We start from the raw sequence: 18992 nt of genomic DNA on the forward strand, positions 1-18992 counted from the left end.
AATGTATGCTAAACGATAAAACAATTTTAATTACAGGCGGCACAGGATCTTTTGGTAAAGCCTTTACAAAAGCAATTTTAAAATCCTATAAACCAAAAAAACTAATTATTTACTCACGGGATGAGTATAAACAGTTTGTAATGCAAAAAGAGTTTTCTCGGTTCGAGTCTACTTTGCGATTTTTTATTGGCGATGTGAGGGATAAAGATAGACTTTATAGAGCATTAGATAGCGTTGATATTGTAATACATGCGGCCGCCTTAAAACAAGTACCGATAGCAGAGTACAACCCACTAGAAGCTATAAAAACAAATGTATATGGTGCAGAAAATGTAATTGATGCTAGTATTGATTGCAGTGTTGAAAAAGTTGTGGCACTTTCTTCTGATAAAGCCGTTAACCCCGTAAACTTATACGGTGCAACAAAATTGGTTTCTGATAAACTATTTATTGCAGGTAATTCCTATGTTGGCAAAAGGAAAACCAAGTTTTGCGTAGTAAGATACGGTAATGTTGCAGCAAGCAGAGGTAGTGTAATACCGTTTTTTAAAAACCTCGTAGATTCAGGAAAAAAAGAGCTTCCAATAACAGATTTTGAGATGACAAGATTCTGGATTAGTTTAGAAGAAGGTGTTGAACTTGTATTTAGCGCAATTAGAGAGGCCACCGGTGGTGAAATTTATGTTTCAAAGATACCTTCTTTTAAAATTGTAGATTTAGCAAAAGCCATGTGCGAAGATTGTACACTAAAAGAAATAGGCATAAGAGAAGGAGAAAAATTGCATGAAGTAATGATAACGCCAGAAGATGCAAGAAATACCTATGAGTATGATGATCATTTTATCATCTACCCGCAATTTAAATGGTGGGGGAATAGTAATATTAAAAGCGGTGGTAAATTGGTAAAAAAAGGTTTTCGTTATTCTTCTGATACAAACGATAAATGGCTTAGTATAGAAAATATTAAAAACAAGCTAAAGTCACTTAACATTGAATATTAGGCAAGAGGTACTTTATGTTATTGTTTATTATCCTTATCATAGCAATTTTGCTAATATCTGTGGTGGTCATTTTAATAAATAAAAAAAATGCAAAAAAAACCATTAAACCAGACATTGATGCCTATGGAGCAAGTTTTGGAGATTGTAGTTTAGATTTAGAAGAAATGCGCAAAAAAGCTCAAGAAAAAAAAGATAAACCTCAACAGTAACCTTTTATTTGACATTTAGGCAAAACTTTGTATAAATAAAGTCGGCAATGGAGAGGTGTCCGAGCGGCCGAAGGAGCACGATTGGAAATCGTGTGTAGGGCAACCTACCGCGGGTTCGAATCCCGCCCTCTCCGCCAAGTTTTACATTCAGCAAAATTGAAAGGTGTTGTTTCAGCGTTTCGCTTGATGATTTAGTGAAATAAAATTATGAAAGGAATTATTTACATAATGACAACAGCCGTTTCTGGTTTGATAAAAATAGGTCAGACTGGCACCGCTAGTTTTCAAGAACGAATGCGCTTTCTTGAGGCAAATGGCTACTATAATGTTTCCGGTCTTAAAAGATTTTTTGCGATTGAACTTGAAGATTACAACGAGAAAGAAAATCTTTTAAAAGAAATTTTTAATAAGCATCGTGTTGGTGATAGTGAACTATTTGCTCTTGATTATGATTTAGTGCGACAACTTTTGTTATCATTTGATGGCAAAGTGATTTATCCCAAAGATGTAAACAAAGAAAAGGAATTTGACGAAGTTTCAAAAGCTAGAGAACAAGGAGCAAGGTTTAGTTTTTATAAAAAAGGGATTAAGAACGGAGAAGAAATTGTTTTTATAGCTGACAAAGAAATCACCGCGAAAGTGGTTGGCGAGCATGAAGTGGAATATGGCGAACAAATTTGGAAACTTGCACCGCTGACCTACAAAATATATGAGCAAAAAGGAGAATTAAACAAAAGTGGCGCATACCAAGGGGCGGCTTATTGGCAATATAAAGGCAAAAGATTAAGAGACTTACCTGATATTAACTAAATAAAATTATGCAAAAAGAAGGAGGAAAAAGGGGACAGGCTACTTTTATAGCAGAAAAGCACAAGCCGAACAAATCACAACTGCCCTCATCTATAAATTTATGGACGATATAAAAAAAATAATTCACGGCTACGCTACAAGCGATCAAATCGAAGCAATTGACCACATTGGCAGTCATGCAAGATTACTTGCTGGACCAGGAACAGGGAAAACAAAAACGCTTACTCTGCGTGTACTTTCTTTAATTCTCCAACATAATGTTGACCCCGAATCAATTCTTTTGCTTACATTTACCCGTTTAGCCGCCACTCAACTAAAAGATGAAATCAAAAAAGCTCTAGAATCTTCAAAAAAAACAATTCCTCAAGTATCAACGCTTCACTCCTTTGCGTTGAGACAAATTCTCCATAATTCAAGTAGAATTAACACATTGCCAAGTCCAATCAGAATAGCAGATAAGTGGGAAGAAAGATATATTATCCAAAAAGATTTAAAAAAAGTATTAAGCCTCAAAAAAATTGGCGATGTTCAAAACTTGATCAATCAGCTTTCAACTGACTGGGAAACTTTAAGAATTGATGAAATTGGCTGGGAGAAACAATTTCCAAACCCCGCTTTTCTTGGTGCGTGGCAAAGCCACAAAGAGCAGTATGGCGAAACCTTGAGAGCAGAACTTGTTTATCAACTGAAAAAGCAATTAAACCAAAGCAGGGATTTCCAATTGGACAAAGAGTATAAACATATTTTGATTGATGAATATCAAGATCTGAACGCATGCGACCTTGCAATAGTCAACGAGTTGGCAAAACGAGGTGCGGAATTATTTGTTGCGGGAGATGATGACCAAAGTATTTACGGCTTCCGTTTCGCAACCCCTGAAGGTATAAGAAATTTTGGACAGATATATCAAGATTCCAAAAAATTGGCGTTAGAAATATGTTTTCGTTGTGATAAACTCATTTTACGTTCAGCTGAATTTGTTGCCAGTCTTGATCCTAAACGATTACCGAAACCAACACGCCCGAAAGACCAAGCGGAAGACGGTGAGGTTTTGATATTTGGCTTTAAAGATCAAAACCATGAAGCCGAAATCATAGCTAAGAAAATAAAAAGCTTGATTGCCAAAGATATTAAGCCAGATCAAATCACAATTTTGCTAAGGAGCGACCGCAATGCCTCGTTATCTAAACCAATTATTGAAGCCCTGAAAAAGCAAAGCGTTGATGTATCTTTGACGACTGATTCTGAGTTAGAGAACAACAATGAGTATAGAATTGTTTTATCAGTAATTCGTTTGCTAGTTGATCAAAACGATTGTTTGGCTTGGCGAACATTATTACAAGTTGATAAAACAAACGGTTTAGGTGATAAGTGCATAAAAAATATATGGAATTATGCTCAAAGTAAGGGAATACGATTTAGTGTGGCTCTACAAAAAATAGCTGAATTTCCAAACGAATTACAAAAATTTAGACAAAAAATAGCAAAATTTGTTTCCGAAAAAAACACGGCAATAGTTGGACTCAAAGCAATTCAAAATCCTATTGAAGCGATTACTGCGATAGTTGATAAATTTATGAGCGAAGGGGAGATTAAGGAACAAGTAAAAAAATATTTTATTGGAATTTTGGAGAGTCAAGAAAAAGCTGATCTCGAAAGTTTAATTAAAATAGTAAGTACTTCGTCAGGATATATTGAACAAGAAACAAAAGAAAATGCTGTTAATATACTCACTATGCACCAAGCGAAAGGTTTGTCTTTTGATGTGTGCTTCATAGTTGGTGCAGAAGACGAGTATATTCCTGGGCGAAATACTGGAGATAAGGAGGGCGATGAAAGACGGTTGTTGTATGTTTCTATGACAAGAGCAAGACATAAATTATTTATCAGTTATTGCAATAAACGAATTGGACTGCAAAGACATTCGGGAAGTAATAGCGGAACAGAAAAGAGAACATTGACCAGATTTCTTCGAGATTCCAAAATTCCGATAGAACAGGTAGAATAAGGATAGAAATTTTAATTAGTCCCGCCGAAAAGTTTTGGGGGCGAAGCCCAAAGCAGACAGGCAAAAAGAAAGCGGGGCCTTGTGGGGGAAATGCCGCCCGCCCCGCGGAAGGCAATCTTTTCTGATTGAAAAACTGCCAAAGAACCTGAAAAAATATCGGCTCAGACTTCATTTGGGCAAAAAGCGGGCTTTTTATCATCTTTCCCTTGTAAAAATTTGCTTGCTTTCATTATATTTGTTTAGTATAATAATGAAAGAAGGAAATATTAACAATTTTATGGTATCAAAATATGGAAAATAAGCAAGGTAATAAATTAAGAAAGAAAATCAAAAAGTTGAGAATTGATCTTGGTTTATCTCAAGACAAACTTGCCCATAAAGCCGGTATACCTTATACGACTTTGACCAAGGTTGAGAGAGGCGTTATTAAAAAGCCTTTGGTATATGTAGTAGCGAAGATTGCAAAAACATTAAATATTTCAATAGAGAAATTAATATAAATTATGCAAAAACCATACTACAAAAAACCAAGATTTGAATTATATCAAGCTGATTCTTTGGAATTCTTAAAAGAATTTTCGGAGAATTCAGTTAATATGGTTTTTGCTGATCCTCCGTACTTTCTTTCAAGCGGTACATTTACTTGTCAAAACGGAAAAATGGTTAACGTCAAAAAGGGTGATTGGGATTTAAGCAATGGAACAAAAAAGAATTTTGAATTTCATCTTGAATGGATAAAAGCAGCTAGGCGAATTTTGAAGCCTAACGGAACAATTTGGCTTAGCGGTACCTATCATTCTATTTATCAATGTGGTTTTGCTTTGCAACTTGCCGGATATCACATCTTAAATGATATTGCTTGGTTTAAACCAAACGCTTCTCCAAATTTGAGTTGCCGTTTCTTTACTGCTAGTCATGAAACCTTAATATGGGCAAGAAAAGAAAAAAAGGCGAAACACACTTTTAATTACAAAACAATGGTGGACTGGGAAAATAATTATACAAAAGAGATAAAATGCAGATACTGCGACAAGAAAGATAGATATGAAGTATTACACGAAAAAGGAAAACAGATGAGAAGTGTTTGGGCGATAAATACACCACAAAAAATTGAAAAGAAATTCGGCAAGCATCCAACGCAGAAACCAGAAGAACTTTTAAGGAGAATTGTACTATCGAGCACAAACAAGGATGATTTAGTTTTCGATCCATTTACTGGAAGCTCAACAACAGGGCTTATTGCTTATTTATATGGTAGAAAATTTATTGGTGTAGATACAGAAAAGAAATACCTTGATTTATCAATTAAAAGATTTGAGGACTTAGAGAAAAATTTAGAAAATAAATTTTCTAGAAAATAACCATGAAGTTTTTATCTTTCTACAAAGACATTTTGAAATGCAAAAGTGATGACCAAGTTTTTTATTACCTTATTTCCACTTTAAAACCAAGCAACACTCTTTGGTCTTATTTTGTTAATTGGGAGAAGGTTTTAAAAAACACCAAAGAAATTGAACTCGCCCTTAATACTTTTAACTACTTAATAGGAAAAGATAATTTCGACGAAGAATTTAAATTTTTGCTGAAGGAAAATCCTAATATTATTAAAGTCATTCCTGCTTTAGTGGTAAGAGACGGATCTAACAAAAAGAAATTTAAAATTCTAGTGGATTACAAAAATAAGAAATTAGTTTATGAAGATTACGATTTTACAAAGAAAGATATCGCCGATGAAGATATAGAGAAATATTTAACTTTTGTAAAAGAAACCCGGATTAAAGATTTAATTGTAAGTAAGAAGATAAAAAACCTTGTTGATTATATGATTGGTGTTGAAGCAGGGCTTGATAGCAACGGGCGTAAAAATCGTGGCGGACATGCAATGGAAAATATAGTGGAAGTATTTATCAAAGATGTCTGCAAGAATAATAATTTTAGATATTTGAAAGAAGCAAATGCTGAAAAAATAAAAAACGAATTTGGTTATGATGTACCAGTTGACAAATCATCTCGTCGTTATGATTTTGTAATAGATAATGGAGAGAAATTATTTATTATTGAGACAAATTTTTATGGTGGCGGTGGTTCGAAATTAAAATCCACTGCCGGCGAATATAGAAATTTATTCGATGTTTTAAAGGGGGATTACAATTTTTTTTGGATCACCGATGGTATGGGTTGGAAGATAACGGCAAAGCCATTACGAGAAACTTTTGATCATAATGATTATCTCTTTAATTTAGCAATGTTAGAAAAAGGTATTTTGGAATTTATATTAAAGCAGATTAAATAATAAAAAGAATTTGCCGTCAAGATCGGCAAAGCCGAGCAATCCGCCCTTGGCGGATTAGAAAAACTTGAAATCCCAATCCGAAAAAGTCGCCTTCCGTGGGGCTGGGCGGCACCCCCACCCCCACTTCCGCTCGCCCACACGAGTTTTATCGGTTTTGGGCGAAATCGGTTCGATTTTTTTCGAACAGGCACCGCCAAATTTGTTTCTTATTTAATTTGATTTTTTCGTATATTGTGTTATCTTTACAAGGAGGAAGTGCTCAATGTTTAATGCTAATATAAACGCAATCCAAAACACTTTGTTAAAACAAACAATTGTAACCCAAAATGTAGCTAATCTAAACACAAAAGGATATCAAGAAATAGATTTAAATAATAAGAATACTGCTTACGCACAAACTTCAAAAAGCACTCCAAACAATGTAAATTTAGCAAGTCAACTAGTGTATTCTAATCTTAATGCAATTGGTTTAAAAGCAAATGTTGATGTTTTAAAATCACAAAACAAAATGCTTGGATATCTTTTAGATATGAATATTTAAACTGATGGTATACATATACTTTGCATTATTGGTAGTTATCTGGTCTTATTCCTGGGTTGTAGCTAAGGTTGCTTTGGAATTTACTAGCCCTATCGCGTTTTCCCTCTTAAGAACAATTGTTGGCACATTGGCAATATTTTTATTCATTGTATCAATAAAAAAAATTCACAAACTAAAAGAACCCCTTCTTGTTGCACTGCTTGGTTTAACACAAACAACTGGTTTTTTTATTTTTGCTAATTTATCTTTGGTTTCAGGTGGTGCTGGAAAAGTTTCACTGCTTATCTATACAATGCCATTTTGGTCTATAATTTTTGCAAATATTATCTTAAAAGAAACAGTTAGTAGAGCTCAAAAAATTGCTATTGTTGGCTCTTTTTTGGGTCTTGTATTTATCGTGGAACCATGGAACCTGCAAAGTAATTTTCTGAGCGATTTTTTTGCACTATTAAGTGCCGTTTCTTGGGCAATTAGCATTACTATTGCAAAGATTATACTTAATAAACAAAAAATGAACGTGCTTAGTCTTAATTCTTACCAAATGCTTTTTGGTTTTATCGGCATTTTAATATGCTATATATTTATACCACAGCAAAAAGAAACTATCTTTTCTTCTTATCTAATATTTGCGGTTTTATATGCTGGTATCGTTGCTACAGCGCTGGGGTGGTTTTTGTGGTTATATGTATTAGAAAAAATGAAAGTAAATATTGCTAGTCTTAGTTCTCTTACCGTGCCTATTCTAACAATTTTGGAGTCATGGTTTCAGCTAGGCGAAAAACCTGATGTATTTGAAATTTGCGGTATAGTTTTGATTGCGCTGTCTTTGCTGCTAATTTATTTAGATGCTACGTTTAAAGTAAACAAAGTGGCTACTTAAAAAGCAGCCACTTTGCATTTTTAATGGGATGATTCTTCAGCTTCTACATCTTGAGCAAATTTTTTGTTTAGTATCCTATCACCAATTAAATAAAGCAGTCCTGCAACGCCAAGTGCGCTTATAAAAAGACTAATTTCTGATAAGGATGGCGTGTAGTTTACATAGAAAATTTTATCGTAATACACGCTATTTACTGGCACCAATTGGCCTGCGACAATTGTATTGTACCTTTCAAAAAATATACCAATTATAACCAGTATAGCAGCAATCAGTGCTCCAACATTTGATGGTTTTTTGATAAGCATAAAAAATGGCACAATTAACCCTAAAAGTATCTGGAAGAACCAGAAATTAAACGATAATTTACCCCATAATAAAGCCATAGCTGCGCCAGCTACTTCTGGTTGGTAAGCATAAAGGGCTGTTCCAAATCTCCAGCCGGTAAAAAACATCATTCCCAAAACAACAAAGAATAATGTTCTTCCCAATATATTTGATATACTAGATAACTTTTCTTGTAAAGCTGGCACCAACCTTTTTGTAAAGTAGCACAAAATAAGTCCAAAACCAGCACCTAAACCTAAAGCGGAAAGTATAAAAAAGATTGGAATATATGCACCAAACCAAAACGGCCTTGAAATATTTGCTGCAAAAACAAAACCCATATTGCTGTATGCGCTGATTCCTATTAAAAAGCTAATAATTGCAATTGGTAGCAACCATTTATGGTTTTTTGTAAAAATAAGGTAAATTTCAATGATGATTATAGGAAGTTCTAAAGCATAAAGCGTTGACATCCACCAAATAGCACTTTCTATATGAGGCGGAAAAAAGTTAATTACAAATCGCATAATCTGTAATTTAAAAGGCCCACCTAAATCCCAAAAGATTACATAAAATCCACCCAAGAGTGCTGTTAGAGCAAGTAAAATTAATTTTCGCTCCATTAATTGCACATGCTTTAAACCAAACAAATGACACATAATAACTAGCAAAGATAAACCTGTAGTAATACCAACCAAAAATGAATATCCAATAATTAACAAACCCCACGAGACATACCTTGTAACGCCATAACTAGACTCCTGACCGTAAAAAAATACATGCGCCATTCCATACAAACCTATAGCGGCCATTACAAAAAACAAAATAGTCCAGCTGTCCACTAAAGGCTTTCCTGCTACCTCTGAGCCACTCCTCATAAAACCTCCTTACACATGAAAAAACAAACACTTCTAACTTATTTTTAGACAATCTCAATTAATCTTTTCTAGCAACCTGTGCATATTTTAATATTTTATATTTTTTTGTCAATTAAATTTTGCCCTGTTTATTTTTTATAAACAAAGGTTTATTTTGTTAATGCGCCTGCTGCAGCCCCAAGACCAGCTCCTACTGCTGCCCCTACTGCAGCTCCTGCTGCTGGGCTTCCTGCTGTTAAACCGCCCACTACTGCACCGCCTACTGCACCAATGCCTGCACCGCTTAAAACTCGCTGCTGCGTAGGTGTCATAGTTGAGCAACTACTCAATGTTGCAATACAAAACACAACAGCTATACCTTTTATAACTGACTTTTTCAAGTTGATTGACAATACTTTAGACATATGCCCTCCTTTTTTTAAACAATCGTTCTTTATTTTATACTTTTACGATTTATTATCAAGTGTGTATTTTTTGTAACTATAAATCTTTGAAAGCCCTTTCTTTTTCAAGGTTCAACTCTCTTTCTTTTAAGGTTCGTCTTTTATCATAGAGTTTTTTGCCTTTTGCTAAAGCTAGCTCAACTTTAATAAGACCATTTTTCGTGTAAACTTTTGTGGGAATTAAAGTAAAACCCTTTTCTTTTGTTTTACCTACTAATTTAGCAATTTCTCTTTTGCGCAAAAGCAATTTTTTTGGTCTTAGAGGCGCATGGTTAAATTTTTCACTGGCAAATTTGTAAGGACTGATATGAAAATTATACAACCATACTTCACCATTTTCTATATCTGCATAAGAATCTCTTAGGTTGGCATTGCCCATTTTGATAGACTTTACTTCAGTACCTAAAAGTGCAATGCCTACTTCAAAAGTTTCTAAGATTTCATAATCATGACGCGCTTTTCTATTTAATATCTGGCTCATAGTATCTTTGGTGTTATAAAAATATAAAGTTCATTTTCTGGTTTTGTGATTTGCTGTGATTTAAACAACCACCCCAAAATGGGTATACTCTTTAAAAATGGTACACCATTCTCGCTTTTAGATGTAGCAGTCACGTATACACCACCTATTGCAATAGTCTGACCATTTTTTACAATGACCGTTGAAGTTACAGTATTTTTCATAATTATTATTTCGCCATTTGGAGCTGTTCCACCCTGAGAATCATCTTTAATATCAAGCTTCATAATGATATCACCGTTGTTTGTAATATGCGGTGTAACCTTTAGAGATAAAACTGCATCTTTAAAGCTTGTGCTTTGCGTACCTGTAGTTGTAATAGTGGTATATGGAATTTCTTGGCCACTTTCTACTGTAGCTTCCTGATTATCTAAAGTTATAATCTTTGGAGAGGATAAAGTTTTTGAGTAGCTGTTCATCTCAGCAAGTGATAGTTTCAAATCTAAATTATAATTTGCCATAACATTTCCAACCATTAAGGAGAAGTTCCCAGAAGGGTTTGCAGTAGGTGCAGGTGTATTAACAACATAATTGCTATTTGCAAATGCATTGTTAACAGAAAAACCACCTGTGTTAATACCCCCGCTTGATGCTGTACTTGGAGCATTAACAGACAATGGAAGTGTAGCACCACCTATTGCCATATAAGAATTTTGGCCAAAAGCTTTTTGAGCATAGTTTCCACCCCACTGAATGCCTAAGTCTCTCTCATACTTTTTGCTAACGATAACAATTTTTGCACTAATTTCTATCTCGCGTTTTTTCATATCGATAGCTTTTACTATGTTTTCAATTTTTTGAATGTTTTGTTTTGTATCATAGCATATGATTGAATTATTAACTTTATCTGCAACAACGAAACCAATGCTTTCTTTTTGCTTATTATATACCAACGAATCAATAATGTTTTTAGCATAATCTGGGTCTATATAATTAAGTTTAATAATTTTGGCTATTGCATCGTTTTTTCTTTCTAGGTTTTGCTGCACCGCAAGAGCTTCTAATTGTTCTTTAGTAAGCTTTGTTGCTTCAGATGCACTATTTATTAACAAAACATTTCCTTGTCTTTGCACAACAAGACCCTGCTGCTTAGCAATTAAATCTAGCGCTTCATCCCATGGTATATTCATTAAACGCATGGTTATTTTGCCTTTAACGGAGCCACCAATCATAACATCCAAATTTGCAGTAGCAGCTATTACCCTTAAAACATCCTGCAAATCGGCATCACGTACATCAAATGAAATTTTTTTACCAACAAATCTTGTATTTTCTTCTTTCGATACAATATTCAAATTTTCAACTGATTGACTTGGTGATAAAACAACAAATATTGATTTATCTGTGCTGGATATTGCATCAATATGAGCATTGTTTGTAAGTATTTTTATATTATAATCGTTTTTTTCAATGCTCGTTGTGATATTTTCAACTAGCTTTGATGTATTAGAAATAACTGGCTTCGAAGGTCCAACATTCTTTATACTAATTAAAATATTCCCATTTTCGTTTTTAACTTCGTAAACGGGTTTTTTAGTTGTTGTTATGCTAAGCTGAGTTTTATCTTTTAATGCACCTGCAGTTATGGATTCTATTGTATTTTTGTTAGAAACAGTTTCATTGCTGGTTATAACAGTATTGTCTTTTGAAGCATTTAAACTTGCTTGTGCAGGTTCTTGAGTTAATGGTTGGGGTTTTGGATTTTCTTTATTTGCTTGTTGTGCGGAATATTTGTTAAAAACTACCGTAATCGTGTTATTATTTCTATCAATTTGATATTGAGCGCTTTTTTTAATATTAAAAACTACCCTCAAGCCAATATTTCTGTCTTTGTGTAACGCTAGCTTGATTAAATTTACAGCATCAGAATCTTTTGCAAGGATAAAGGAAGGTATATCTGGGTTATAAGACTTTATGCCAAGGATATCTATAGCTACAACCTTTGAGTTATCTTTATCCAGCGTAAATGTCCTATAAAACATATAGCCATTGCCTTTAATAATGCATTTATTATTCTCAAAAGTAAGTGACTCAACATTTGTTGCTCTTTGAAGGGCATAAGAATAATTTATAGCAATTAAAAACAAAATAATACTGAAAAAATATTTTTTCATGGCTTAACCTCATTAGAAAGGATTTTATTAGGTGTATTCAGCATGTTTTTGCTTGTGTCAGTCGAGTTTTTTGATTGAGCAACAATGTTGTTTGGGTTTTTTAGTGAAATTTCTTTTATGCCGCCTGGCGTTTTTAGTAAGACTTTATTTGGCATTATTTTTAGCACCTGAGTTTGGCCTATTTTAGAACCTTGCTTTACCACATACACGATACCATTATTGTCTTCAAGTAAAGCACCTTCTAAGCCACCCCAAATCACCATTTTAAGCGTAAAATCTGAACCTGGAGATACAGAAAACTTATTAGATGGCTTTGAAGGTACACTTTGCGTTTTAACAAGTGGAGCAAAAGGGTCTCTTTGAACATTAAAGGCAAACACATTCGACACCATAATGCTAAGAAAAATGATCACTACGCTTAGTTTTTTCATTTTGCTTTCCCATTTTTTGTGTTTTGATCAGGGTTTTTTAGTGAATAAGTCTCTGCTTTAAAATCAACGTTTAAAACATTGCTATTGGCATTGCTTGAAGGACTGATTGAAAAATCTGTTACTTTAACTAGTCTTAGCATGTTGCTTAATACTTCAAATGTATTACCAATTTGGTTATACGTACCTGTTATGCTAATCTGTAGGGGTGTAGTTGTATAAGTGGCATTCTGGTTTTGAGTGCTAATAGATTGTGGCGAAAACTTATTCATTGAAACACCAACCTTTGTTATTGTAGAATGAATATCTACAAGTAGTTTTGGGATCGCTTCTTTTCCAGGCAACATTTCTTTATACCTTTGTAGTTTTTTACTTATATCGGCATATTTTTTCATCTCTAAAGGAAGTTTTTTCTCAAACTCGCTGAGTTGTGTAATTTCCGAATTAAGCTGTTTTGCTTTAGAATATAAACCTTGAAAATAGCTAAAATACCAAATGAGAGCCAAACCGATCACAATAACTACAGCTATAATGATCTTTTGGGATTGTGGTATATCGCTAAACTGACTGGAAAGTTGGCTTTTGCCAATTAATTTATTTTGCGCCATAATTACCTCGTAAGGCGCAAATAAGTGAAAATTGATAAATATTTTGCTGTGAAACGTTTGTCTTTGTCACACCCTGGTTAAACCGTACTTCGTTTATAATTTTTTCTTTCAAAAGGTTGTTCATAAATAATGAAATAGAGTCAATATCTAAGCTTGATGCAGTAATATTTAGTGTATTCCCTTGTTTTTCCACTCTGCTTAACCACACATTGTTTGGCAGTGCGCTTGACAAAGCATATAAAATTTCAACTGGAAGGTTTTTGCCAGTTTCAAGCTTTGATATTGTATTAACAAGCTGACGGGCCTTTGCCTCATCATTTTGAATAACCCTTATTTTGTTAGACAAATTACTCAAATAAGCTTTTTTTTCTTCTAAGTGTTTTATTTTTGATTTCTCAAAAGCACTTATGCCAAATAATAAAGCACACTCCACTAATACCACAATTAACAGTACAAACCAAAATCTCTCTTGTAAACCCCTTTGTTTTTGTTTTTCACCAATACTACTAAGTAAATTTATCTCTATCATGCTTTCTTCAAGGCTAAACCTAAAGCTACATCAAATAAATACTTATTATCCGTATTAAACTTTGTATCTTCTATTGTTAATGTTTCAAACGGATTCAATTTTACTACACCGATATTGAATACTGTAGCCAAATATGAAGCTACTTCGTTAATAGAACAAGCGCCGCCAGACAAAACAAAATTGTCGATATGCTGATCGGCAATAAGAGAAAAATTAAAATTCAATACATTTGATATCTCATTTTGTAAATTCATTAAATTGCTTTCAATAATGCTGATCAAATGTGTGTCTTTATTTTTTGATAATAACAAATCCAAACTTTCTGACTCTGAAATGGAAAGTTTATTTGCAATGTCTGTCACAATAGAATCTAAATTAAAATCAATATAGCTGAAATATATTGGTTTAGTGCCATTCACTAAAGCTAATTTTGTTGATTTTGCGCCAATATTAAGTATAAATACAAGCTTATCTTTTTCTGCCGTGTTTTCTAAATAAGCATTAATTGTAGAAAATATATCAACATCAACACATTCAAGCTTTAATTTTGCACCATTAAACACTTCTTTTAAAAATTCTATCTTTTCTTTCTTAGCCGCTACAATTAGTATTTCGAAGTTTTTGTTCTTTTGATCTACATTTAGAATTTGATAATTAACATTCACTTTATCAAGCTTAAATGGTATGTATTGCTCAGCTTCCCACATCACAGCCTGTTCAATTTCTGACTCATCAACCATTGGTATCGTTAAGTGTCTTGCGATGCATTCCGAAATATTCAACGCATAGGCAATGGGTTTGCTTTTCAAACCATTCTGTGTTGCCAGTACTGTTAAAAAATCTTTCATCGCAATAGGATCTTCCATGTTTATTTCTTTAGGCGTGCTAACAAGTTGAGCATTGGTTAAAAACTTTACACCGCTTTTTTCTTTGAGTTGAACAATTTTTGTAAATTTAGAGCCTATATCAAGACCTATAAGATTTCTACTTCCCATTTTTCATACCTTCTTACAAAAGTGTTGGTTAATTCTAACATTGTCACTTAACAATTGTCAATAAAAAAACACAAAAAAAATTTTATTCTATTTTTGTTTACTAGCAAATTTTATTCTTAAATTAAAATTTGATTTTTAATGTTTAAATGTATATATTTGAAAGTATGAAAGAAAAACGTTTTAATATTGATATTGTTTTAAAAAAAACAAAAAGATGGGATTTCAAAGATTTGCTAATTGAAAAAAATATAATCTATTGTGAGTGGTTTGTAGAGCTTAATGAAGATGTATCAATCATTTCTGTGGATGTAAGTATCGAAGAATTAGAGAGCTTGTATAATTTTATAATAAACGAACTTTCTGAATCAAGAATTATATTGCCAAATGGCACAAGGCTTCAAGCAAAGCTGCCGTTTGATTTTATTAAAACAAAGTTAATAAAATAGGAGTTTTTATGGGATTTCGTATTATTGAGCCAAAGGAAATTAAATTAAACATAGATATACCAAATAGCATATTTGAAGAAGATAAAGCAGATTATTTTGTAAATCAAGAACGCTTAAATCAAGCACTAAAAATGCTCGTAGACATAGAAAATCCATACTATAACCTCTATATATCTGGAGATATGGGGCAAATTAAAGACTACATAAAAGATAAAATCATAGAACTATCTAAAAATAAAGAATTTAAAATATACGATTATGCTTATTTAAATAACTTTAATAATCCAAAAATGCCACAACTGCTTGTTTTACCAAAAGGTAAAGCAAATATTCTAGCTAATAAAATGAACGAATTTGTAGAATACTTAGTGTCAAATATACCTGCAATCTTTGAGAGTAAAGAGTATGAGAACAGGATTCAAACAATTAACCTTGAGTATAACGAAAAACAAACTCAAATATTTGAAGAATTGGGTAAAAAAGCTTCAGAATTGGATTTTGCCATTAAACCAACACCTTCTGGTCTTATAGTAAATCCCGTTTTAGATGGTAAAATTATAACAGAAAAAGAGTTTTCTGCACTTGATGTAAGTATAAAAAAAGAAATAGAAGAAAAAAGAAAACAGCTTGAAGTGTTTATAAATGAATTTATGTTTGCCTCAAGGGAATTAGAAAAAGAACGATTCCAGCAAATTAAAAAAATCAATGATGAAATAGGTCTATCTATCATAAGCAATAAATTAGATGCCATAAAAGCTGAATTTGAAGGCATACAAGCTGTTGAAAATTATCTAAATGATGTAGAGCACTACACAATAAGCAATATTGCTATTTTTTTACCAAGCAAAAATGAGCCTTATCCTTTTGTGAGCCTTCCTTCTAAATATATTGAATATAAAGTTAACGTTATAGTAGATAATTCTAATATAGACATACCTATATTTTATGAACAAAATCCCACATATGCCAACCTTTTTGGTAAAATTGAAAAACAAGCTTACTTTGGAATGCTTGTAACTAATTTTACCAATATTGTAGCTGGTCAAATGGCAAAAATCAATGGCGGTTTTTTAATATTAGATGCTATAAGCGTTCTAACAAACCCATTTGTATGGGACAGCCTTAAAAAAACACTTAAATCCAGGCAATTAATCATAGAAGATCCAGTTGACAAATACGGTGCCATAACTACAGAAAGTTTAAAACCAGAGCCCATAGATTTAAATTTAAAGGTAATTTTAATAGGCGATGAGTTTATTTATGATATATTGTACGAATACGATGAAGATATGAAAAATTTATTTAAGCTAAAAACCAACTTTAATCATACAATAAAAGCAAAATCTAATACTGTAACACAGTACCTATCAAACATAATTAAGTGTTGCAAAGAAAAAAATCTCACAATACCAACAAAAGATGGTTTGGTTGCCGTTGCAAAATACGCATTTAGGCTTGCTGAAAGTTCTGATAAAATTTGGTCTAAGGTTGATGAATGTGTAGATATTATTGAAGAAGCAAATGCACTAAATAGTCAGTCAATTGGCTATAAAGAGATTCAGCAAGCAATAGAAAATAAAATTTTTATCAAAGATTTATATCGGGAAAAAATTCAAGAAATGATCAAAGACGGGACAATACTGCTTAATCTGAAGGATGAAAGGATCGGTCAAGTAAATGGATTGTCTATTTCGCAAATTGGCGATTTTTCTTTTGGTAGGCCAAATAGAATAATAGCTAAAGCTTATGTTGGAAAAGGCGGTGTAATAAATATAGAAACCGAAAGTAAGCTTTCTGGTAAAATTTTTGATAAATCTTCTTTTATTATTGGGGGCTACTTTGGATCAAAATACGCATACGACAAGCCGCTTAGCCTTCAGGCTACAATCAGTTTCGAACAATCCTACTCCTATATCGAAGGAGACAGTGCAACAGTAGCTATGACAATAGCCCTTTTATCATCAATCGCAAAAATACCTGTTAAAAACAATTTAGCTGTTACGGGTTCTATGAGTCAAGATGGCTTAGTTCAGCCCATTGGTGGCGTTAATGAAAAAATTGAGGGTTTTTTTGATATTTTAAAAATTTCTAATAATTTAGGCGATGCAGGTGTAATTATTCCTCACCAAAATAAAAAGGACCTTGTTTTAAGGGATGATGTTTTAGAAGCGATAGAAAAAGGTTTATTCAAAATATACACTATCGAAACAATTGACGATGCTATTGAGATTTTTACAGGAAAACCTGCAGGTAAAATGATTAAAAATAGGTATGAAAAAGAGACTTTCCATTATTGCGTGGATTTGTCTTTTAGAAAAACAATGAAACAGTTGAAAGACAACAATGATTAGTTACTTAGACGCAGGTGAATCGCATGGCAACAGCCTTTGTGCAATAATAGATGGCATACCTGCTGGTTTGGAAATAGATGAAAGCTTTATTAATCACTTGCTTTGCCTAAGGCAAAGCGGTTATGGTAGAGGCGGCAGGCAAAAAATAGAAAAAGATAAAATAGAAATTTTAAGTGGCGTGCGTTTTGGTAAAACCATAGGAAGTCCTATTACCTTAAAAATTAAAAATAACGATTATGAGAATTGGCAAGATATTATGGCCCCTTTTGCAACATACACAAATCGAAAGCAAATCACAAAACCAAGGCCCGGTCACGTTGATTTAGCAGGTTACCTAAAGTATAACAGAAATGATCTGCGTGACTGTTTAGAGCGCTCAAGTGCAAGACAAACTGCTATAAGAGTGGCTGTGGGAGCAATTTGCGAGTTGTGCTTAAAAGAAGCAGGTGTTGAATTTTACAATTTTGTAAGTGCTATCGGAAAGGTAAAGGCAAACGTAAATTACGCTAACTTAGATGAAATAAAAAACAGTGCAAACAATGAATTATTTTGCCCTGATAAAAACGCTCTATATGAAATGAAAAAAACTATTGATAAAGCTATAGAAAATAGCGATAGTTTAGGTGGTGTTGCTGAAGTTTTAATAAGTGGTGCGGTAGCAGGTATTGGGTCTTACAAATGGGATAAAAAACTAGATGCCAGATTGGCTTTAGCTACAATGAGTGTGCAGGCTATAAAAGCCGTAAGTATTGGCGATGGCATAGAAAACGCCTTTAAATACTCAAGCGAGGTTCAAGATGAAATCTATTATGATTTTAACTCAAAAGAATATCGACGATATACAAACCGCTTAGGTGGTATTGAAGGTGGTATCTCAAACGGAGAAAATATTGTCATAAAAGCATTCATGAAACCAATTCCAACAACGCGCAAAGGTCTAAGAAGTATTGATGTAAAAACCAAAGAAACCTCTGTGTCTGTTTATGAGCGCTCTGATGTATGTGCAACAAGCGCAGCGAGTGTGGTGGTAAGAGCTGCTGTTGCATATGAAATATTAAATGCTTATCTGGAAAAATTTGGCGGCGACTGCATGAGTGAGTTTAAAAGGAATGTGGAAAATTATAAAGAGTATTTGAAAACCAAATGAATTTAATTTTAATTGGTTTTATGGGCAGCGGCAAATCAACAATTGGTAAGCTGCTAGCAAAACAACTTAACTGTGAATTTGTTGATACAGATGTACTTATTGAGAAAAAAATGAAAATACCAATAAAAAAGATTTTTCATTTGTATGGGGAATATTTTTTTAGGCGACTTGAGCGGCATATTTTAATTAATACAAACCCCAAAAACCCTTTTGTTTTAGCAACAGGCGGGGGTATGCCCTGTTTTAAAAACAACATTGATATAATGAAAAAGAAAGGTACTGTAGTGTACTTAAAAATACCAAAAAAGCATCTATTCAAAACTGATAACAAAAATAGACCTCTGTTTAATAAAGCACAAATTCTTTTGAATAAAAGGAAAAACTGTTATGCGAAAGCAGATTTTACAATAGAAAATGATAAAATAAAAAAAACATTGAAAAATATCAAAAAATTAATGAGGTGAATG

21 protein-coding genes and 1 tRNA gene are annotated in these 18992 nt (G+C 33.1%); 14 read left to right on the forward strand and 8 right to left on the reverse strand.

The features are described 5' to 3' along the window. Positions 1 to 5: 5 nt before the first annotated feature. From pseB to DESAMIL20_RS06155, 10 genes are all read left to right on the forward strand, one after another. Positions 6 to 1001 (forward strand): UDP-N-acetylglucosamine 4,6-dehydratase (inverting), encoded by a 996-nt coding sequence (gene pseB / locus DESAMIL20_RS06110; protein ID WP_086033927.1) that lies wholly within the window; start codon positions 6 to 8, stop codon positions 999 to 1001. Positions 1002 to 1015: 14 nt separating this feature from the next. Next, the gene (locus DESAMIL20_RS06115) at positions 1016 to 1210 is read left to right on the forward strand and encodes a hypothetical protein (RefSeq protein WP_086033928.1); all 195 of its coding nucleotides are present in this window, start codon (positions 1016 to 1018) and stop codon (positions 1208 to 1210) included. A gap of 49 nt (positions 1211 to 1259) precedes the next feature. Beyond that, positions 1260 to 1347: transfer RNA gene (locus DESAMIL20_RS06120), tRNA-Ser, on the forward strand. 70 nt (positions 1348 to 1417) lie between these two features. Continuing rightward, a complete protein-coding gene (locus DESAMIL20_RS06125) occupies positions 1418 to 2020 on the forward strand; it encodes a GIY-YIG nuclease family protein (protein WP_143340256.1) in 603 nt (200 codons plus the stop codon). A gap of 100 nt (positions 2021 to 2120) precedes the next feature. Next, complete coding sequence (locus tag DESAMIL20_RS06130; protein ID WP_086033930.1) at positions 2121 to 4028, forward strand: ATP-dependent helicase; 1908 nt, start codon at positions 2121 to 2123, stop codon at positions 4026 to 4028. A 290-nt stretch (positions 4029 to 4318) separates the two neighbouring features. Continuing rightward, positions 4319 to 4528, forward strand: a complete 210-nt coding sequence (locus DESAMIL20_RS06135) for a helix-turn-helix domain-containing protein (protein ID WP_086033931.1) — start codon at positions 4319 to 4321, stop codon at positions 4526 to 4528. Positions 4529 to 4531: 3 nt separating this feature from the next. Continuing rightward, positions 4532 to 5389, forward strand: a complete 858-nt coding sequence (locus tag DESAMIL20_RS06140) for a DNA-methyltransferase (RefSeq protein WP_086033932.1) — start codon at positions 4532 to 4534, stop codon at positions 5387 to 5389. A gap of 2 nt (positions 5390 to 5391) precedes the next feature. Beyond that, positions 5392 to 6321 (forward strand): type II restriction endonuclease, encoded by a 930-nt coding sequence (locus DESAMIL20_RS06145; RefSeq protein ID WP_086033933.1) that lies wholly within the window; start codon positions 5392 to 5394, stop codon positions 6319 to 6321. Positions 6322 to 6583: 262 nt separating this feature from the next. Further along, complete coding sequence (locus DESAMIL20_RS06150; protein WP_086033934.1) at positions 6584 to 6862, forward strand: hypothetical protein; 279 nt, start codon at positions 6584 to 6586, stop codon at positions 6860 to 6862. Between the two features lie 4 nt (positions 6863 to 6866). Beyond that, on the forward strand, positions 6867 to 7742 hold the full coding sequence (locus DESAMIL20_RS06155) for a DMT family transporter (RefSeq protein WP_086033935.1): 876 nt from the start codon (positions 6867 to 6869) through the stop codon (positions 7740 to 7742). Positions 7743 to 7762: 20 nt separating this feature from the next. Here the strand turns inward: DESAMIL20_RS06155 and nrfD are convergent, their stop codons facing one another. The 8 genes from nrfD to pilM all read right to left on the reverse strand — a co-directional run bounded on the left by nrfD (position 7763) and on the right by pilM (position 14581). After that, positions 7763 to 8944: an NrfD/PsrC family molybdoenzyme membrane anchor subunit gene (nrfD, locus tag DESAMIL20_RS06160; protein ID WP_086033936.1), complete on the reverse strand. Its 1182-nt coding sequence runs from the start codon at positions 8942 to 8944 to the stop codon at positions 7763 to 7765. A 149-nt stretch (positions 8945 to 9093) separates the two neighbouring features. Further along, a complete protein-coding gene (locus DESAMIL20_RS06165) occupies positions 9094 to 9348 on the reverse strand; it encodes a hypothetical protein (RefSeq protein WP_086033937.1) in 255 nt (84 codons plus the stop codon). 76 nt (positions 9349 to 9424) lie between these two features. Then, a complete protein-coding gene (gene smpB / locus DESAMIL20_RS06170) occupies positions 9425 to 9868 on the reverse strand; it encodes an SsrA-binding protein SmpB (RefSeq protein ID WP_086033938.1) in 444 nt (147 codons plus the stop codon). Continuing rightward, positions 9865 to 12021 (reverse strand): type IV pilus secretin PilQ, encoded by a 2157-nt coding sequence (locus DESAMIL20_RS06175; RefSeq protein ID WP_086033939.1) that lies wholly within the window; start codon positions 12019 to 12021, stop codon positions 9865 to 9867. The genes smpB and DESAMIL20_RS06175 overlap by 4 nt, the downstream gene beginning before the upstream one ends. Further along, the gene (locus DESAMIL20_RS06180) at positions 12018 to 12452 is read right to left on the reverse strand and encodes a hypothetical protein (protein WP_086033940.1); all 435 of its coding nucleotides are present in this window, start codon (positions 12450 to 12452) and stop codon (positions 12018 to 12020) included. The genes DESAMIL20_RS06175 and DESAMIL20_RS06180 overlap by 4 nt, the downstream gene beginning before the upstream one ends. After that, on the reverse strand, positions 12449 to 13057 hold the full coding sequence (locus DESAMIL20_RS06185; RefSeq protein WP_086033941.1) for a type IV pilus inner membrane component PilO: 609 nt from the start codon (positions 13055 to 13057) through the stop codon (positions 12449 to 12451). Before DESAMIL20_RS06185 ends, DESAMIL20_RS06180 begins: the two co-directional genes overlap by 4 nt. Next, a complete protein-coding gene (locus DESAMIL20_RS06190; protein WP_086033942.1) occupies positions 13044 to 13586 on the reverse strand; it encodes a PilN domain-containing protein in 543 nt (180 codons plus the stop codon). Before DESAMIL20_RS06190 ends, DESAMIL20_RS06185 begins: the two co-directional genes overlap by 14 nt. Continuing rightward, a complete protein-coding gene (pilM, locus tag DESAMIL20_RS06195; protein WP_086033943.1) occupies positions 13583 to 14581 on the reverse strand; it encodes a type IV pilus biogenesis protein PilM in 999 nt (332 codons plus the stop codon). Before pilM ends, DESAMIL20_RS06190 begins: the two co-directional genes overlap by 4 nt. A 164-nt stretch (positions 14582 to 14745) precedes the next feature. On the opposite strand from pilM, the gene DESAMIL20_RS06200 reads away from it, so the two are divergent. The 4 genes from DESAMIL20_RS06200 to DESAMIL20_RS06215 are packed head-to-tail and all read left to right on the forward strand — an operon-like array spanning position 14746 to position 18989. After that, positions 14746 to 15027: a hypothetical protein gene (locus DESAMIL20_RS06200; protein ID WP_143340257.1), complete on the forward strand. Its 282-nt coding sequence runs from the start codon at positions 14746 to 14748 to the stop codon at positions 15025 to 15027. An 8-nt stretch (positions 15028 to 15035) separates the two neighbouring features. After that, positions 15036 to 17378: a Lon protease family protein gene (locus DESAMIL20_RS06205; protein WP_086033945.1), complete on the forward strand. Its 2343-nt coding sequence runs from the start codon at positions 15036 to 15038 to the stop codon at positions 17376 to 17378. Continuing rightward, positions 17371 to 18525, forward strand: a complete 1155-nt coding sequence (gene aroC, locus DESAMIL20_RS06210; RefSeq protein ID WP_086033946.1) for a chorismate synthase — start codon at positions 17371 to 17373, stop codon at positions 18523 to 18525. Before DESAMIL20_RS06205 ends, aroC begins: the two co-directional genes overlap by 8 nt. Beyond that, the gene (locus tag DESAMIL20_RS06215) at positions 18522 to 18989 is read left to right on the forward strand and encodes a shikimate kinase (RefSeq protein ID WP_086033947.1); all 468 of its coding nucleotides are present in this window, start codon (positions 18522 to 18524) and stop codon (positions 18987 to 18989) included. The genes aroC and DESAMIL20_RS06215 overlap by 4 nt, the downstream gene beginning before the upstream one ends. Positions 18990 to 18992: the final 3 nt, after the last annotated feature.

Origin of the sequence: Desulfurella amilsii (assembly GCF_002119425.1) — a bacterium.
Classification (GTDB): domain Bacteria; phylum Campylobacterota_A; class Desulfurellia; order Desulfurellales; family Desulfurellaceae; genus Desulfurella; species Desulfurella amilsii.

Coding starts and splice junctions, on each gene's coding strand:
- pseB (WP_086033927.1), top strand. CDS start 6: ATGCTAAACGATAAAACAATTTTAATTACAGGCGGCACAGGATCTTTT.
- DESAMIL20_RS06115 (WP_086033928.1), top strand. CDS start 1,016: ATGTTATTGTTTATTATCCTTATCATAGCAATTTTGCTAATATCTGTG.
- DESAMIL20_RS06125 (WP_143340256.1), top strand. CDS start 1,418: ATGAAAGGAATTATTTACATAATGACAACAGCCGTTTCTGGTTTGATA.
- DESAMIL20_RS06130 (WP_086033930.1), top strand. CDS start 2,121: ATGGACGATATAAAAAAAATAATTCACGGCTACGCTACAAGCGATCAA.
- DESAMIL20_RS06135 (WP_086033931.1), top strand. CDS start 4,319: ATGGAAAATAAGCAAGGTAATAAATTAAGAAAGAAAATCAAAAAGTTG.
- DESAMIL20_RS06140 (WP_086033932.1), top strand. CDS start 4,532: ATGCAAAAACCATACTACAAAAAACCAAGATTTGAATTATATCAAGCT.
- DESAMIL20_RS06145 (WP_086033933.1), top strand. CDS start 5,392: ATGAAGTTTTTATCTTTCTACAAAGACATTTTGAAATGCAAAAGTGAT.
- DESAMIL20_RS06150 (WP_086033934.1), top strand. CDS start 6,584: ATGTTTAATGCTAATATAAACGCAATCCAAAACACTTTGTTAAAACAA.
- DESAMIL20_RS06155 (WP_086033935.1), top strand. CDS start 6,867: ATGGTATACATATACTTTGCATTATTGGTAGTTATCTGGTCTTATTCC.
- nrfD (WP_086033936.1), bottom strand. CDS start 8,944: ATGAGGAGTGGCTCAGAGGTAGCAGGAAAGCCTTTAGTGGACAGCTGG.
- DESAMIL20_RS06165 (WP_086033937.1), bottom strand. CDS start 9,348: ATGTCTAAAGTATTGTCAATCAACTTGAAAAAGTCAGTTATAAAAGGT.
- smpB (WP_086033938.1), bottom strand. CDS start 9,868: ATGAGCCAGATATTAAATAGAAAAGCGCGTCATGATTATGAAATCTTA.
- DESAMIL20_RS06175 (WP_086033939.1), bottom strand. CDS start 12,021: ATGAAAAAATATTTTTTCAGTATTATTTTGTTTTTAATTGCTATAAAT.
- DESAMIL20_RS06180 (WP_086033940.1), bottom strand. CDS start 12,452: ATGAAAAAACTAAGCGTAGTGATCATTTTTCTTAGCATTATGGTGTCG.
- DESAMIL20_RS06185 (WP_086033941.1), bottom strand. CDS start 13,057: ATGGCGCAAAATAAATTAATTGGCAAAAGCCAACTTTCCAGTCAGTTT.
- DESAMIL20_RS06190 (WP_086033942.1), bottom strand. CDS start 13,586: ATGATAGAGATAAATTTACTTAGTAGTATTGGTGAAAAACAAAAACAA.
- pilM (WP_086033943.1), bottom strand. CDS start 14,581: ATGGGAAGTAGAAATCTTATAGGTCTTGATATAGGCTCTAAATTTACA.
- DESAMIL20_RS06200 (WP_143340257.1), top strand. CDS start 14,746: ATGAAAGAAAAACGTTTTAATATTGATATTGTTTTAAAAAAAACAAAA.
- DESAMIL20_RS06205 (WP_086033945.1), top strand. CDS start 15,036: ATGGGATTTCGTATTATTGAGCCAAAGGAAATTAAATTAAACATAGAT.
- aroC (WP_086033946.1), top strand. CDS start 17,371: ATGATTAGTTACTTAGACGCAGGTGAATCGCATGGCAACAGCCTTTGT.
- DESAMIL20_RS06215 (WP_086033947.1), top strand. CDS start 18,522: ATGAATTTAATTTTAATTGGTTTTATGGGCAGCGGCAAATCAACAATT.